Annotated in this window: 17 protein-coding genes and 1 pseudogene; 10 read left to right on the forward strand and 8 right to left on the reverse strand. The window is 42.8% G+C overall.

Going from position 1 to position 16,101, the window contains the following annotated elements; all coding sequences use genetic code 11:
• Positions 1–5 precede the first annotated feature (5 nt).
• A complete protein-coding gene (locus EOO49_RS08615) occupies positions 6–854 on the reverse strand; it encodes a hypothetical protein (protein ID WP_290844681.1) in 849 nt (282 codons plus the stop codon).
• Positions 855–1,244: 390 nt separating this feature from the next.
• Here EOO49_RS08615 and EOO49_RS08620 point away from each other — a divergent pair, with 390 nt between their 5' ends.
• Positions 1,245–2,018 carry an AraC family transcriptional regulator gene (locus EOO49_RS08620; protein WP_290844683.1) on the forward strand — a complete coding sequence of 258 codons (774 nt, stop codon included), beginning with the start codon at positions 1,245–1,247 and terminating at the stop codon, positions 2,016–2,018.
• Between the two features lie 196 nt (positions 2,019–2,214).
• On the opposite strand, the gene fic is transcribed toward EOO49_RS08620, so the two are convergent.
• The 5 genes and pseudogenes from fic to EOO49_RS08640 form a co-directional block, all read right to left on the reverse strand.
• A complete protein-coding gene (fic, locus tag EOO49_RS08625) occupies positions 2,215–2,766 on the reverse strand; it encodes a protein adenylyltransferase Fic (protein ID WP_290844685.1) in 552 nt (183 codons plus the stop codon).
• 252 nt (positions 2,767–3,018) lie between these two features.
• A pseudogene (locus EOO49_RS19305) lies at positions 3,019–3,291 on the reverse strand (5'-nucleotidase); the annotation flags it as partial.
• A 459-nt stretch (positions 3,292–3,750) separates the two neighbouring features.
• Positions 3,751–4,077, reverse strand: a complete 327-nt coding sequence (locus EOO49_RS08630) for a helix-turn-helix transcriptional regulator (RefSeq protein ID WP_290844687.1) — start codon at positions 4,075–4,077, stop codon at positions 3,751–3,753.
• Positions 4,078–4,080: 3 nt separating this feature from the next.
• Positions 4,081–4,281, reverse strand: coding sequence for a hypothetical protein (locus EOO49_RS08635; RefSeq protein ID WP_290844689.1), 201 nt, complete (start codon positions 4,279–4,281; stop codon positions 4,081–4,083).
• Positions 4,282–4,362: 81 nt separating this feature from the next.
• Positions 4,363–5,268, reverse strand: a complete 906-nt coding sequence (locus EOO49_RS08640) for a hypothetical protein (protein ID WP_290844691.1) — start codon at positions 5,266–5,268, stop codon at positions 4,363–4,365.
• A gap of 481 nt (positions 5,269–5,749) precedes the next feature.
• Here EOO49_RS08640 and EOO49_RS08645 point away from each other — a divergent pair, with 481 nt between their 5' ends.
• The 9 genes from EOO49_RS08645 (at position 5,750) to EOO49_RS08685 (ending at position 12,100) form a co-directional block, all read left to right on the forward strand.
• Entirely contained in the window at positions 5,750–6,250 is a 501-nt protein-coding gene (locus tag EOO49_RS08645) for an antitoxin Xre/MbcA/ParS toxin-binding domain-containing protein (protein WP_290844693.1), read from the forward strand.
• Entirely contained in the window at positions 6,250–6,708 is a 459-nt protein-coding gene (locus EOO49_RS08650; RefSeq protein WP_290844695.1) for an RES family NAD+ phosphorylase, read from the forward strand. Before EOO49_RS08645 ends, EOO49_RS08650 begins: the two co-directional genes overlap by 1 nt.
• A gap of 320 nt (positions 6,709–7,028) precedes the next feature.
• Positions 7,029–7,442 (forward strand): hypothetical protein, encoded by a 414-nt coding sequence (locus EOO49_RS08655; RefSeq protein ID WP_290844697.1) that lies wholly within the window; start codon positions 7,029–7,031, stop codon positions 7,440–7,442.
• A gap of 158 nt (positions 7,443–7,600) precedes the next feature.
• Positions 7,601–7,891, forward strand: coding sequence for a helix-turn-helix domain-containing protein (locus tag EOO49_RS08660; RefSeq protein WP_290844699.1), 291 nt, complete (start codon positions 7,601–7,603; stop codon positions 7,889–7,891).
• Positions 7,892–7,926: 35 nt separating this feature from the next.
• Positions 7,927–8,559 carry a hypothetical protein gene (locus EOO49_RS08665; protein WP_290844701.1) on the forward strand — a complete coding sequence of 211 codons (633 nt, stop codon included), beginning with the start codon at positions 7,927–7,929 and terminating at the stop codon, positions 8,557–8,559.
• Between the two features lie 139 nt (positions 8,560–8,698).
• A complete protein-coding gene (locus EOO49_RS08670; protein ID WP_290844703.1) occupies positions 8,699–9,085 on the forward strand; it encodes a hypothetical protein in 387 nt (128 codons plus the stop codon).
• Between the two features lie 209 nt (positions 9,086–9,294).
• The gene (locus tag EOO49_RS08675; RefSeq protein ID WP_290844705.1) at positions 9,295–10,176 is read left to right on the forward strand and encodes a helix-turn-helix domain-containing protein; all 882 of its coding nucleotides are present in this window, start codon (positions 9,295–9,297) and stop codon (positions 10,174–10,176) included.
• A 90-nt stretch (positions 10,177–10,266) separates the two neighbouring features.
• Positions 10,267–11,796, forward strand: coding sequence for a DoxX family protein (locus EOO49_RS08680; protein ID WP_290844707.1), 1,530 nt, complete (start codon positions 10,267–10,269; stop codon positions 11,794–11,796).
• Between the two features lie 25 nt (positions 11,797–11,821).
• Complete coding sequence (locus EOO49_RS08685) at positions 11,822–12,100, forward strand: DUF6520 family protein (protein WP_290844709.1); 279 nt, start codon at positions 11,822–11,824, stop codon at positions 12,098–12,100.
• A 36-nt stretch (positions 12,101–12,136) separates the two neighbouring features.
• On the opposite strand, the gene EOO49_RS08690 is transcribed toward EOO49_RS08685, so the two are convergent.
• Both EOO49_RS08690 and EOO49_RS08695 read right to left on the reverse strand, forming a co-directional pair.
• Positions 12,137–14,710, reverse strand: a complete 2,574-nt coding sequence (locus tag EOO49_RS08690) for a prolyl oligopeptidase family serine peptidase (RefSeq protein WP_290844711.1) — start codon at positions 14,708–14,710, stop codon at positions 12,137–12,139.
• A 1-nt stretch (position 14,711) separates the two neighbouring features.
• On the reverse strand, positions 14,712–16,094 hold the full coding sequence (locus EOO49_RS08695) for a RagB/SusD family nutrient uptake outer membrane protein (protein WP_290844713.1): 1,383 nt from the start codon (positions 16,092–16,094) through the stop codon (positions 14,712–14,714).
• Between the last annotated feature and the right edge of the window lie 7 nt (positions 16,095–16,101).

The raw sequence follows: 16,101 nt of genomic DNA on the forward strand, positions 1-16,101 counted from the left end.
TGCAATCAATTCCAGTAAACAGAACCGTGTCTTCCTACAGCCATGGCATTCAAAATGACGATTTTATCGAGTTGGCTGTAAGAGGATTGGGCAACCAACTTCTCGGCCTGTTTGGAATAATTTATAAAGGCGTCGAGATTGGCCGCGGCATCCATCGAATTGAAGTAATCGTTCATCACGTTTTTCGCGGTAAGACTGATCTTCCCTTGGGCGTAAAGCGCGTCAACCTTCGATTTAGCGGTCACGGATGGATCGTTTGGCATGTCTGCTACAAACTTGGTACACCATTCAACGGTAGCGTTTACATAGTAAGCGTCCAATTGCGCGTTCGTAAAAACGTGGTTGGTACGCAAGTAGTTTTCCTGAAAGTTGTTGAAAGCGGTCAAATTGAACTTACCTGCCACCAGATAGTTTGAAGGGTTTGTCCAAGTTGCGGCCACAGTTTGGTAATGCCAGTAGCCTCTGCTGTCATAGGGATTGTCCGGACAAGCTAGAGGGACTCCTGGAGTGCCCGGAGTGCCCGGAATAGGGCTGCTCGTGGAACTTGTTGTAACTGCCGCCAAGACCGAAGCTCCGACCCCGCCAATTACTGCACCCACTACGGCACCTTCAGGTCCTGTAAAGGCTCCTATTCCTGCTCCGGCCATGGCGCCAATCGCATCTGCCCTGACGATTTGAAACCATCTTGGCGGCCAACGCTCGGTGCCGGACTGTTGGCCTTGAGAGGCAATGAATTCTAACGAGAGTTGGTGTAATTTAGCTCCCGTTTGATCGTTCTCGACGTGCTGATCGCTTTCACAAGCTGAAATGCCTATGAATAAAAACACCACTGCAATGAAAATTTTTCTTGACATAGTTTAGAGAATTTAAATTAGAAAAAATTGAAAATCCAGTATTTGTATCAAACTCACCAGCAAAACAAATCGCAGCCAATTTCAACGATCCCATCTGTTCATTGTCGATGTGCAAAAAAGCCTTGAAAAAGATTAATGCGTTGTGAAAGCTCTTTCAAACTTATCGCAAACTTCACGATTTCAGATAAGTGATTATACTGATTTACAGGTGCGTATTTGTACCTAAATATTGGAGCGAATCGTGACACGGAAATTTGACGTGGTATTTGGCATTTTCACAAGCACTTCAAAGTTTTTCGATTTTTCGACCAATCATATTTCTTTATTGGTCAACTATCTGAGCCGTTATGCGTTACTTTATCTTTTACCTTTAGTGCACAACACTAAACGATGGAAAACAGCAGCAATTTTATTACGGACTTATCCAGATTATCCGAAGAAAATTTCACAGATTCGAATTCCCAAGGATTCAACAGCAACGATTTTTCGAGACTATACGAAAGTGAAAAATGTGGTTTGGAGCGGTTTTTCTTTCTTGTGAAACGCGGAGGCAAGATCGAACGAACGAACGCTGGAGAGCAGGCTAAAGCATTCGGGTTCGAAAAAGCCCAAGCCGTGACGAAATTATTGGCTCCAGAGTCAAACTGCGCCTGGATTCATGCGGAACGAAATTCGAGCAAAAATTCGTTTCAAAAGCTTCAATTGAGTTTCCTTGCCAATGACGGCAGCATCGTTCCTACTGTGAGTTTGGTATGCACTATGGAGCCTGGCGGTCGCATCATCGTTTTTTCCATCTTTAAAAAATCCGAAATTGAACTGATGCAGGGGGAAGCTCAAGAAGATTCTGTTTCCACGGCGATCAAAAATTATATCGATGAAAATTTCGCCACTCCTCTACCGTCACTCAAACAATTTGCAAGACGTTTTGGGACCAATGAACACTCGTTGAACGAACGATTCAAGAAGTCCTATGGCATGGCTATTTATCAATACTATACAAGGGAACGACTCCGCAGGGCCATGTCGCTTATCATGGAAAGCGATCTTCCCCTAAAGAACATTGCAGCCGCATGTGGTTATCCAACCTACACACGCTTTTCTAAAGTTTTCAGGAAATATTTTGGAAAGGCGGCGGCCGAATTTAGACGTCTGGAAAGAAATTAGTCAATGACGATTCGCCAACGAAATGGGGCTGTTATCCAAACCTTTTGATGCGTTACGAGAAAAAGTCCGGATTATAAAACCCGACATCTCTCGCAGAGGCAATCATAACGTTTCGAGGAAAATGCGCTGCGAACTCTCAGGACGAGCTTATGAAAAAAAGTAATTTAATCAACCCGTAAACAGCTATGAATCGTAATCATTCATCATCTTTTTCGTAACCTTCGTAATAATAGGACTGTTCAATACCTTTAAAAATAATTTCCCTGTTGTTAATTTCACTTGTCAAATTTTCCTCCAACAGCGTTCTCAGTTCCAAATCATTTATCGGGCTTCTCTCCATGGATTGCAGGTAAAGCGTCTTGTCTACGAATTGCCAGTTTACAAGTTTTTGAATTCTACTTTTTAGAATCATATCCAGCCATATGCGCATCGATCTTCCGTTGCCTTCCATAAAAGGATGCGCTATATTCATCTCCACATATTTTGCGATGATTTCCCTGAAGTTAGTTTCCGGCATTTGCTCGATCTTTACCAAAATTTCATCCAGATACAATGAATTTGCAAATCTAAAGCCTCCTTTCGAAATATTAAGTTTACGGATCTTACCTGCGAAATCATACAGCCCATCAAATAAATAGCGTTGTATTTCCTGAAGCCCTTTTATCGTGCCGATTTCTATATTATCGATTTCATTCGATTCGAACAACCGATAGGCATTTTCTAAACAACTTTTATCGATATTCTTCATAGAAGTTCATCACCTAATTCTGCTAAAACAAAAATAATTCAAATGATTGGCATAACGTCGGGATGGATAAATTTTCTCGAAGTTCGGAAGGCGACGACTTTTTCACTTGCTGATAATTACTGACTCAGTTTTTCGCTAATCCTTCGTATTATTTCTTTCTAACGCTTTTGCTACCTCATTCAATAGGGAATCTGACGAATACGGAACCTTTCCGGAGGGAACTAATTTCGACGAATCCTTCAAATGGACATCCTAATCATCGAAGAATATATGTGCGCCAAAAGCTTGCAGAATTTTATCTTTTGAAACGCCGCCCAGAAAATAGGCCTCATCGACATAAACGCCCCATTTTCTCAATGTCTTGATAACCCTCATGTTCGATGGGGCACTTCTGGCAGTGACTATCGCCAGCCTTAATGGTGAAAGCTCGATACTTGTTGGAAGTTCATCTTGAATTTTGGACAATTTGATAAGCAACTTCGCAAAAGGATCTTTCTGGAGAGGCTCGTCTTTATGTTCGGCTTCATATTTATGTGAGGATTCACAAAACTAGCAATATTGTCGGTGTTGTATAACGAACAAATCCCTACGCCATATTGATCATGGTTTTGTGAATCAGTTTTTCGACAATTCCTAATTGAAATTTCTTAATCTTTTACAGGTTAAATCACCGCTACCTTCAAAGAATTATTTAACGAAGGTTCGAAAGAATTTCAGATGAGAATTTTCTCCAATTAGGAAACGAAAAAATTATTGGAACAAATTTATAGCCCACAGGTGAAAAATAAAATTGGAACTTTAGTGAATGAACTCAAGGAAGTCTATTAAGAGAGAATTCAAGAAATACCTTCCCTAGAAATAATAGGTCGATTCATGGAGAAATTCACTGAGACATAGACATCATTGTCTGGTGAAGGAAAACTTCAGTAGATAAATTCATTCATTGATGACTTATGCTGATATTCTAATCAACAAAAAAAGCCCTTAAAGGGCTTTTTTTGCAAGTTCTAAATCTTCGGGCGCGGTGTTGAAAACATCCAACATAAACCGTTCCATAGTCGGAGCCATGGCCTTGTATAATGCGCGATTCTCAGGTGGTATCATGCTTTCATCGATTGCTAGAAAGTGGAAGACTTGGACGGGAACTTTCAAAACCTTGCTCAGCGCATCAAGTGTGTCGGCTTGCGGTTGATATGCTCCGTTTATAATCTGTGACAAAGAAGTTGGACTCTTTCCAATCTTATCAGCAACGTCGATTTGTGACATCTTCCTTGCTTTGATAAACATTTTGATAACTTCACCTATTTTCATAATCTAAAAGTATTTGGAGAGTTCAGAAACGACTTGCATTGTTATCAAGATGAGTTCCATCCACTCGAGGTAAGCTTGAACTCTTTCTTGTTCCGCAACGGGAGGATTATCTCTCAACGCCGTTAAAAATTCTCTCATTTCTTGAGACATCGGCATCGTGCCTAGTACTCTATCTATTTCTGATATAAATTCTGATTCACTCATGGTAATACGTAAAATTTTTTGTTGAAAGAAGGTCTATTCAAACTCAAATTTCCCATATCAAGGCAACGCCTTCAATTCGCCTCAATATCCAAGGGATATTACTGGCGTTGAGTGATAATCATCAAGGTTTTTAAATGTTAGGTTTTGGATTCTTCTTATAAAATCTCTTTTATTGATTTGGAAAACCGAGACCACTCTTGAAAGGATTCTCTCGAACAAATCAACAAATTCGATGAATTTGGAATTTTCCTTAATGTCTTCTTGAACTGCTTCAAGAGACAAAAGTCGATTGTAGAAATCTTCACTGATTACTCTATAATGGTGCGGCTCATAGAGGTCGGCAAGATTTATGTTTTCGCCAAGTATTGATAGTTTTTTAAGGAGATACTCACTACTAACTATGAATTTTGGATTATAAGTGGTTTCGGATTCTTCTAAAAAGGAAAAAACGCGAGAACTGTCAGATGTATACGGTTTGGCGATTTCATTACGCTCCTGAACCTTCAGCTTTGTTTTAAGCGCATCGAGAATTTCCGATTCAACCTTCTTTTTTTCTTCTAGCTCTCTATGAGCTTTTTCTGAAAGAATCTGAAGATTGGATAATTCGCGGGATTTGTCAACCCAAAATTTATTAGCGAGGACATCATTAACCGATACATTACTTTGAATTAGGTTTTCAATGGATGCAATATCTTTCCATTGCGTGATACCATAACTCGGAAAACTGTGAAAATCTAAGCTGACAAGTTGGTTAACGTCTTTAATGTGTTGGGGAGCAATAAGCTGTTTCCACTTTTCCGAAAATTGGATGTAATCCACAAATTGAGTTGATACATCAGGCACCTTCAAAACCGTCTCACAAATCTTGCTAACCTTTGCAGATGTTTCCATCATCGACGTTGCCCAACTAGAAGCATCGGCGGCCTTGGCCGCCTTTGAGGACGCCGACACTATGCTAATAATTTTATCGTGAATTGTTGGATCCATCTTCTTGTTTTTTTTGACAAATTTAAATCACACCTAAATATCACACAAGTTTTTTGCGTAAAATTAACAGATTTATTTTAGTTGAATATTCAGAAATTGAAGCAAACCCTTGTGAACACTAATTCATAACAATCAAACTTCCCGCCTCCAAAAAGGGAGTAGCTAGGAATCTGCTTCAGTTCTTTCGGTATGAACCTTCCTTCAAAAGTGATTCCCAACCTCGCGCCTCAATCCCGTTCTTTATCTCTAGGTGATGCGATTATTTTATATCCCGATCTGAAAATCTAAATATCTGCAAAATAAAAGTCAAAGACGTTTCGCAACACCACACAATATTCGGATCATCGGAATCCGTCTAACCATGATTAGTGCCAAACAGGGATAATACTGCAAGCCGATGCGCCAATGAAATACGACCATAAAATTTTGATTTCAGGAAAATTGTCTGACTTTTACAGACAAATGTCTAAATTTCAATACTATGAAGACAATGTCGACTACAATGGAACAGAAACTTGATAACGAAATCCATCAAGTGATTACACGCTCAAAAATTATTAAAGAATCCATGCCTTTTGCAGACGGCGTAGGCTACCTCGACTTTTTCAATCACAAATTGCTTGTCGTACAAGTCATCCGCGAGGGTATTCCCTATTCCTTGTTCGCAAACATCCAGGACTACACGCCTTTTACGGAAAATGACTGGTCTGATTATCTCTCAATATCGACAAAATCACTGCAACGCTACAAAAAGGACTTAAGCAAATTCAAGCCTATCCATTCTGAAAAAATTATTGAACTGGCAGAAGTGACAAATTTGGGTGTATCCGTATTCGGCGATGTGGAAAAATTTAAGTTGTGGCTAAACACGCCTAGCTTTGCCTTGGGCAGCAATAAGCCTAAAGAACTTCTTAAAGATTCCTATGGAAAGGAATTGGTCGTAGGGGAATTGACCAGAATCGACCACGGTATACTTTCCTGATGGAAGCCTACAGACTTTCTACTGCGAAATATGCATCCGTACTATCAGGTTATGGCGCAGCGCTAAAAGGCGCTCGGTGGAATTCACAGGGAATAGAGATGATCTACATGGCCACAAACAGGTCACTTGCTATGGCAGAAGTGGCTGTACACATGTCAATTGGAACGCTTCCGCCCGACTATATGATGATTACCATACATATACCCGACGATACCTCAACTTATAGATTGCCGCAAAATTCCCTACCTCCTGACCGGGATACTTTTCCACATTCAATCACAACGCAAGCCATTGGCGATGCGTTCATCTTCGAGAAAAAGTTTTGCGTTATGCAAGTTCCTTCTGCAGTAACCAAAGGCGATTACAATTTGCTTATCAATCCTGGCCATCCTGAGTTTAAAATGATACGCATAATCAGTTCTGTCAAATTTCCATTCGATACGAGGCTCATTCGATAGTAGACCCCATCCTGTTCTTTTCACATCTCTTTTTCCCATATTTCTCAAGCCACAAAAAGACATTGATGGCAAAACAACCTTTAAGTTATTTTTGAGTGAAGGATCAAAATGTGCCAATGATAATCAATGTGCATTAGTACCCTCCTAAAAATGCTCACATCACAGCATTCCGGCACAAATCAAATGTGTTTTTTTTTTAGTCTTTGGCTGATGGCAAATCTAAATTGCTTTCCGAGATCTCAAGGCATTGCTGCCGGTCGGAAATGTCGAAACAGCGACCTAAAAAACTGAAAGTAGACACAATCTTAAATTTTGAAAACATGAACTATTCACTTCAGAATGTAGCCACCATCGCTGATTGCGACGCGCTACTGTCATTGGCAACCAAAGAAAGAGCCGATTTGGCCTTTAAACAGCTTTCTGACGAACGCATCACGTCCCGTTTCTCTGAAACGGCTGTGAAACTTGCGAGCGACATGCAAGGCCTGATGGTGGAAATTTCCGCCACGCAAACCATCATTTCAGTACTTCCCGAAGGCCCGTCAAAACAAGATGCGGTAGACAAGCTGGTCAGGCTTGAATACAGAAGATTCTTGCTTGAGCAGCGAATCCAGAGTTATGGCATTACCGCTTTGCTCGAAAAGGAAATGGATTTGGCCAGAGTGATTCGAGAAATCGAAGAGGTCGATGCATTCGCCTTGGCCGTCGCTGCCAGAAAAACGGAACTCAGTTAGAGAATGCGACAACAATCTTGTTGGAAAAGCGGAACGATGTTCCGCTTTTTTTATGGCACAAAGCAGGAGTTATTTTTTTTCTCCCAAGTTGGGTACGTCTTGGGATATATAAGTTTTTGATAGGGACACTTTTGTAGCACAATCAATACAGTTGCACTATGGCTATCGAAGTAATTACCCGCGAAGACCTGTACGAATTCCGGAATATTCTCCTAGAGGAGATCAGGACACTTTTGGAAGGCAGGAACAATCCACAACAAAAATGGATAAAATCACCCGACGTGCGGAAAATCTTCAATATCTCCCGCGGAACGCTCCAAAACCTTAGACTGAATGGCACACTACCCTATACCAAAATTGGCGGTATCATCTACTACGATGTCAACGAAGTCGAACTACTGCTATCGAAAAACAAAGTAAATACGGCCTCGGCCAGTCGAGAAATCTAAGAAGCACCACTTTCAGTAACGCAACATCAGCAATCATGAACTATAAACTTGCGCACTTCCTGCATTGGTTCTTTGTGAACGAACAAATCGTAACACAACTTCCTAATCTTCGTTTTGAAAAACAACTGTTCTGGTTAGGGTGGCTTCAGTGGCATCTTGACTTTTATCTGCCAAATACTTCTTTTGTACTGCTGTTTGCACCAAATCAGAAACTTTTCAAACTGTACCTCATAGGTTTACTACCGCCACAGCAGCAGCAAGTTCGCAACAAAAAAAAACTCAAGCGCTTCCGTCTTACTTTTTCTCCTGCCCCAGCAGCCATACGTTCCATGGAAAAGTTTGAACGGCAAATAATATTCGATGTCGTCAACGGTCAACTGGAAACAGTGGCACAGAACAAGGTTAAATTTTTAGAAATCGACCTGGGCGAAATTTCTCTCTACTGCAATTATAAATCGACGGCAATAGCATTGACACTGGCTGATCAGGAGTTTTCCAATATGAAAACTGACTTTATCAACCAAACGTTCGTGCAACTTCCTCGGCTCACAATCGAAGACAATAGTATGTCACGCTTGATCGAGTTCAACAACTACATCGATCTACTGAACGCAGACAATCAAAATGCAAAAGGTTTAAACAAGCCAACAGCAGACGATCAATCTTGATTTTGCGGGCGTTTTAGCCCAACCCATAAACAGTTTTTTACTGCCGTATTGAGATCTCACGGCTAGACTGTCGGTCGGAATAGTCGAAACAGCGACCTAAAACAATCTGAAAGTAGGCAACCATTTAATTTTTTATACCATGAAAAATCTAAAAATGTTATTGATGTGCGCTACCATCGCGCTGCCATTCCTGAATTGTTCTCGTCCTGTTCCCAATGCCCTTCCGTTGGGGAAGGAAGTTGCCCAAGACACCGGAGGAGGCGTGACCATCGATGCAGGAAAAAAACTTGATCTTGCGCTGGAGGCTGAAACTTCAGGAAACGTTGCTGTTCATGTTTCAACTGTGTTAGTGACCGAAATCGGAGGCGTAAAACTACCACCAGACGGTAAAAAGTCAGATTGCCTTATCGATTATGACATCCATTTTTTGATGAATGCAGGTGAACCCTTTGGTTGCGCCAGTGAAACAGGCGGCGTGCAGTCGCCCGACAAAGGATCTAAAAAGGTGGATTGCCATTTGGCTTAACTAGAATACCAGCGCATCCAATGATTTGAGATGCATCTTAATTTTGATAAACCGGGCTATCGCTAGCCCGGTTTTTTTATGGCTCAAAACCTGAGATCACAAATTCTGCAAGTAGTCATTTTGCATATTGACTAGTAAACATTTATAAAAACCCAACTTCCCGATATAGCTTTGTCCCACTCCCTTGGTACAAACAAACCACTATATCCATGCACGACGAAAACCATTACCAGCGTATCAGGCAGCTGTACCGAATGCTTTTTGAGCTTTCTACGGGAAACCTCGGCTTTCGTATAGCCAAAGACAGTCAGGACGATATAGGTAAACTAAGCGACTCCCTCAACACTTTCGCGGCACAAATGCAGCTCTCTCTTCGAAAGTCAGGACAAATACAACCCTTCTACACTTATCAGAATGTAACCTATGCGGCCTTTCTGCTCGATTCCCAACTGCTCATCGTTGCGTGTTCAGATAACGCCATAACGTTACTGCATTCCAGCTTTGCGCTAATAAAGAATCAACCTTTCGCAAATTTGCTTACACCTGCCTCGAAAAAAGTTTGGCAACAACTTCAGTTTGAAATAAGAAACGCTCCGGCATCCCTTGAGACGGTTCGTCTTGAATTTGAAATAGACGGCCAGCATATTCAGCCCGCATTTTGTTCAATAAGCAAGCTAATTGAATCTGACCAATTTCTGGTGAGTACCGTCACTACGTTGCTTCATGAGATTGCCGAAATCAACCAAAACGCGAAAGCTCCGGTAAACGATACCGCACTGGCTCAAAATCTTTACCGCTATATCCTTGACAATCTCGACAAACCACTACCGACGCTTACCAAACTTGCCTCTCATTTCAATACCAATGAATACAAACTCAAGGATAACTTCAGGCTATTCTTCAATACAAGCATCTACCAATTCTACAACGAAGAACGTCTGAAACGCGCCCACATGATCATCGAGCAAACAGATATTACGCTCAAGGCTGTCGCTATAATGAGCGGCTTCAATGACTACATTACTTTCCTGAAAGCTTTCCGCAAGAAATTCGGATACACCCCAAGCAGCGTCAACCGTTCAAAAGATTGAACTTCAGCCGTATTGCATAAACTTCGTCCTCAATTGCTGCCTTCGGTGATTTTGCGATTCGGCAACTTTACATAACCAACAAAGCAAATAATGAAACTGAAAAACAATCTCGCGCAAGGAATAGCCTTGCTGTACATAGTGCTGTTCATTTACGCGGCGATAAGCAAACTGCTGGATTATTCGGCATTTCACCGCCAACTTGCGATGTCTCCTGTTCTTACCAGTCATGCAGATTGGCTTGCTTGGGTCGTGCCTTCGATCGAAATTTTTCTGGCACTTTTACTGGCCTTTCCAAAAACAAGGCTTGTAGGAATGTTCGGCTCACTTAATTTGATGGTCGCGTTCACCGTCTACATTTACCTGATCATGAATTATGCTTCCCATGTTCCTTGTTCCTGCGGGGGCATTCTCGAAAAAATGGGTTGGCTCGAACACTTCTACTTCAACTTGGTTTTTGTCATTTTTGCGTTAATTGCTGTTGCTTTGGATTACTTAGCCAGAAAGGAGTTCTTTCATGACAAAAAGATTTTCGGGATTGCAGTACTGACCTTCGGAATGCTTATCAGTAGTGGGATTACAGTAAAACTTTTCCTGATTTCAGAGCGCATCGTGCATTATGAAAACAGATTCCAGCGTCGCTATCCACATCCGTCAGTAACACAGATATCCAAAGCCAAATTACCTCATAATAGCTACTATATTGCGGGATTTGATTCAGAGCTGATATATCTGGGAAACGTTACAGCGCCCTTACACCTGCTGTCCTGCGATTACAATCTCTCAAATTTCAGCTCAAGGGAAATCAAACTTGACAAGTCAAAAATTTCTTTCAGCTCTGCCCAAGTAAGGGTTCGAAAAGGCAAATTCTATCTTATCAATGGAACAGTTCCATATGTGTTTGAAGGAAGTGTGAACGATTGGATTGCTTATAGGAGTGTTGCCAATAGGAAGCGGTTTACACTTGCAGAACTTTTTGGTGATAATTTGGCCGTGCGCACATTTTCAAAGCAGGGTAATAATTTATTGGGACTGCAACCACTTTCAATATCGCAAGACTCGAGATACAATGAAAAGTTACTGCTTCGACAAGCTGACGGCACATTTGACACCGATGGTCAATTACTCACCAACGAAAATGAATTCGTGTACTTGTATTACTACCGTAATCAATTTGTGGTATCCGATCACAATCTGCAACCGTTGCGGCAAGGAAAAACTATCGACACTATTAGCCGAGCCCGCGTCAAGGTAGGAACAAACCGCAAAGGTCTAAGACAAATGCGCGAAGCACCTTTATTGGTAAACCGCCGCGCCTCGCTCTACAAAAATTTACTTTTTGTGAATTCAATGCTTCCGGGTAAAGAGGAAGTAGACAAACTTTGGAAACAAGCCAGTATAATCGATGTGTATGATATTCGCGACGGCTCGTACCGCTTCAGCTTTCCGCTTTACGACATCGATGGCAACAGCCTTGACAGTTTTAAGGTGATCGATGACAAGATTTACCTAATCAATGAAAAATGGATCGTCCGCTACGACCTAAAAAGAAATCTGTTGGGCGATTATCAAGATACACCGGGCCCGGTTCAGGGATCAGATCGAAAACCTGTAAAAGAGTAGATCACAATCTTTAAATTTTTTAATTATGAAAACGACCATCGTAAAAATGATTTTGCCGGTTGCGGCATTCGTTCTTGCCTCTGCGGGAGCAGTTGGAACAGCCAAAACCGATTCAAAAGGTGCCTTGGCTCCATTGGCAGGATATCGCCTAACAGGCAATCCCCTTCAGCCGTGTTCGTACGTAAAAATGTGCGCGGACACAGGAGGTCAGATTTGTACCGTTGACGGTACACCATTTACGCAACAGCTTTGGCATCAACCCAACGTTAATGTTGCATGCAACATCACGGTTTTCGAGCCGTAAACAATTGAAAGCGGCTCCTGAGAGCCGCTTTTTATTTTATTTTATCCAGTCTGATTCCGAACCTTTCAAAAAGTGATCAAACCATTCTTCAATTCTTTTTGTCAAATCCTTACTGGCATCAGGCTTTACAATTGAATGCCCTTCATTAGGATATATCAACATTGTACTCTGCTTGCCAAGCCTTCGCAACGCTAAATGCATATTATAGGACTGGTCGGCAAGCACTTGCCTATCTTCTTTTCCTGTCCAGATAAGCAGTGGAGTTACGATTTTTTCAGCGTTGAATGCAGGCGAATTGTCGTCAAATGCCTTCTTGTTCTCGAAAAGGCTTTTGCCAATTTTCCATTGGTCGCGCTCCAAACGCCAGTACTCCGGCTTCGAAGTGTTTGGGTTTACGCGCAGATACATACTACTTGCAATAGAAACACCACAACCCATTACAGCAGCGCGGAATCGATTAGTATAACCGACGATTGCGGCCGTCTCGTAACCCCCGAAAGAATGTCCTATCAAACCTAACTTGTCGGTATCTACCGGATAGCCTTCAAGTATTGTATCTATTGCCGCATTGACGCAAATTGTGGCATCCATACCCGTATTTCCCCAGCCATAAGCGAGATCAGGCAAAAGCACATAGTAGCCTTTGGCAACTAGATTGGCAACATTAAAACCTGTGAAGTTTATGAGGCTTGGCGCAAATGAAGTATGCAACTTATCGCTTTGCACTTGGTACACATCGGTAACAAGCGGATATTTTTTTTCTTTCTCTATATTTTCTGGGCAATAGAGTATTCCTTGCAACTCAGTTGTGCCAACTTTATATTTTATGAGTTCCGCATGTCCCCAGTAGTATTCGTTTTGTTGCTTATTGCTTTGAAATATTTTTGTCGTTTTTCCGCTGACAAAAGATTTGATTGCCTTGGATGTCGCGAACGATTCTGTGACGAATGCAAAGTGGGTTTTTTCTGCATTTGCGATTACCTCGGGATATCCTTCCCGGCCATGAGCTATTTGTGTGACGCGACCGTCCGGATGCAGCATGGCCAAGCCTGTGAAACTGCCGTCCTGATTGCGGACATGGAGTACCAGTTGTTTTGACAGGTCAAAACAGCGCAATGCACGCAAGCCACCCGTGTTGTCTATTTTGTCGCTCTTCTCCGGAAGCGAATAGGTTAGGTTCTTCTCTCTTCCATGCGTAAGTCGAACTTTCCTTAAAGTGTTCATATCCAGTTTCCAAATATCGAATCCATCATTGGTAAGAAGGTACTTTCCATTTAAGTCCGAGGCCGGCGACTGGAAATTTATGGCCTTGTTTGGTGTTTCTTTAAAATCCGGAATGTCCAATTCGGTGACGATCTTTCTTGCAGGATCAAAAAGCCTCCATCCATTGTCACGATACACGATCTGATTACCTTTCAACAACGGATGCACAGACGTAAAAGGCATCTTGGTAAGCCATTTCACTTTGATTCCGCTTTTCAGATCAGTTAGGTAATAATCTGCAGGGCCATTTCGTTCAAAATGTGGTTCGTACGCATCATCATCCCACGTGATCGCGAAATCCTTATTGCCCGTCAAAGCCGTGAGCGGCGTTTTGGTGTCGGCTATAAGCACGCAACTTCCCTTTCTTACATCCCATTGCGCCATCAGCAACTCAGGTGCTCCATCAAGAATTTTTTGTGCCGGGTAAACGAGCTTGTCGCTCGCGTTCCAAATCTCGACCATATCGCTGTACTTCTTCATCCGGCCTTTATCGCGTTTCGTATTGAAGAAAACACTTGAACCATCATCTTTTACCCTTAGCTGCAAATTGAAACTGTTGGCAATCGTCCTTCCGTCCGAGAAAATTTCTTTGCCATTTGCCGCCATACTGTCTAGTGTACCGCTTGTCGTGTCAAAAAGATAAATTGCCTGATGTTCAGGAGCGGTATTTGCAAACGCCAAGTACTTGCCATAGTTGTCCCACACCGGCATTTGCACTTCGCCGTTAAGATAAGCAGACACTTTTTTGAGAACCAAATCTTCTAGACGCAATAGCACGCAATGCGATGCGCCCCCTTCCTTGAGAACCAAAGCGATCTTGTTTTTTTCAGGATTCACCGTCCATGATTCCACGTTCGCAATTTCCAGTTTGCGCTGTCCTTTAAAATCAACGATTTCAAGTTGGGACAACCCTGACTGTACGTCTTTCTGCAAAAGAAGCAATCCAAACTTGTCGAAGCACTCATAAGCGACAATTCCTGCTTTCTCCCATTCCCCGCCTTTTTCCAAGTCGAGTACTCTAAGCAGGTTGTTCGGGTCGCAGTAGGCGAACTGCTTTCGTCCCACGAAACTTTCCCTGGTTGCTCTAGCAAAAACCTTAGGCAATGATTTACCTGAGGTTCGCCCTACATAGAGCATACTGGTGCCATCCTCATACAACATCCGCCAACTCATCCAACTCCCTTCGGCATTCATCCTGCCCATAGAGAGCCGTCCCCACAATATGTAGTCGTCCTCGGTCAATACCTTTTTTGGATTGACCTGCCCCATTGCGGGGCAGGCACTACTAACTAACCAAAATAAAAGCCAAAGGAAACTGGCCTTTTCTCGTCTGTAAGATCCAATCATATCAGTATCCGGGATTTTGGGAACCAAGGTTCGGGTTGCGCAGCAACTCTGTCTCGGGTATTGGCAAAAGCACATCGGTGGCATCCCAGTTCGGCTTTACTGCGCCTAGCACCGCATCAGCTATCCCAAATCTTTTCAGGTCAAAAAAGCGGTGTCCCATTTCGGTAAAAAGCTCCACTCTTCTTTCCTGCAGCACGGCATCCAAGATAGCCTGTTGCCCAACTACTGTCGTGGCCACAAGTCCGGCACGGAGTCTTACGGCATCCAAATCTTCTTTTGCGCCCGTAAGCTCGCCCTGTCTTGCACGCGCTTCTGCCCTTATCAGGTAAATCTCACCAATGCGCATCATTACGGAATTTTCCATCGAAAAAGAACTTATGCCTTGTTGTTTGTATTTGAAGGCGTGATACCAAATCTCGCTTCCATTGGTTATGGCTTTAGTCCAAGCGGCTTCCCGCCCGTCGTTGGGTTCAAAAGAATTCATCAATTCTGTTGTCAATGCCATATTAGGTGGCGGGCCCGCCAAGAAAATAAAAGTCGCGGCCTCCAGCGTGTTTGCCGTACCTGAGATTGGCGCCAATTTCCAAATTGTCTCGTTGCTCGAAACCGAAAACACATCGTTCAAATTGGGATTGAGACCAAAAAGTGCGGTGTTGTTCAGTACTGCCGAAGCCGCATTTGAAGCCTCTGCCCATTGCCCTGAATACAGGTAGACCCTTGCGAGAAATGCCTGAGCAGCCCACTTATCCGGTTTTGTACGGCCAAATCCGGCGGCAGTCTCCGGTAATAAAGCGAGGGACTGCTCCAAATCATCACGAACCTGTGCATAAACCTGTTCGACTGAAAGTCGGGATACGGCGGAATTGACCGCGTAATCGGTCGTGGTGATGTAAGGAATACCTCCGTAAAGATTGGCCAGATAAAAATGCAGCCAAGCCCTTACGAATAAAGCCTCGCCTTTAAGCCTGTCCTTGTCGGCCTGCGGAATGGGCGATGCTGCCCCCACGCCTTCAATGACGGAATTAGCGGCATAAATTTGGTTGTAGCTCACCGACCACAATGTACTTACCTGTGGTTCGGTAGCGAGCAAACTGTTGTTGAAAAAGAAATCCAAGCTTGTTCCTGCCAGACCATAATAGTCCATTTCGTCTGCATAGCCACCCATCAAGCTCGAGATTCCCGTTGGGGATCCGGTAACGATTCCGTTATCCCGCAAACCGGCATAGACGTAAGCCATTGCGGCATTGGCCGTGGCCGTACTTTGAAAAACACCTTGGGACGTAAGTTGGGAAGTTGGCATATCCACCTCCACAAAACTGTCGCACCCTATAAGCAGCAAAATCGTCACTGCCGCCGCCATTCTTTTATATAAAAACTCTTTCATGATTTTC

This window comes from Flavobacterium sp. (assembly GCF_004295795.1).
Taxonomy (GTDB): domain Bacteria; phylum Bacteroidota; class Bacteroidia; order Flavobacteriales; family Flavobacteriaceae; genus Flavobacterium.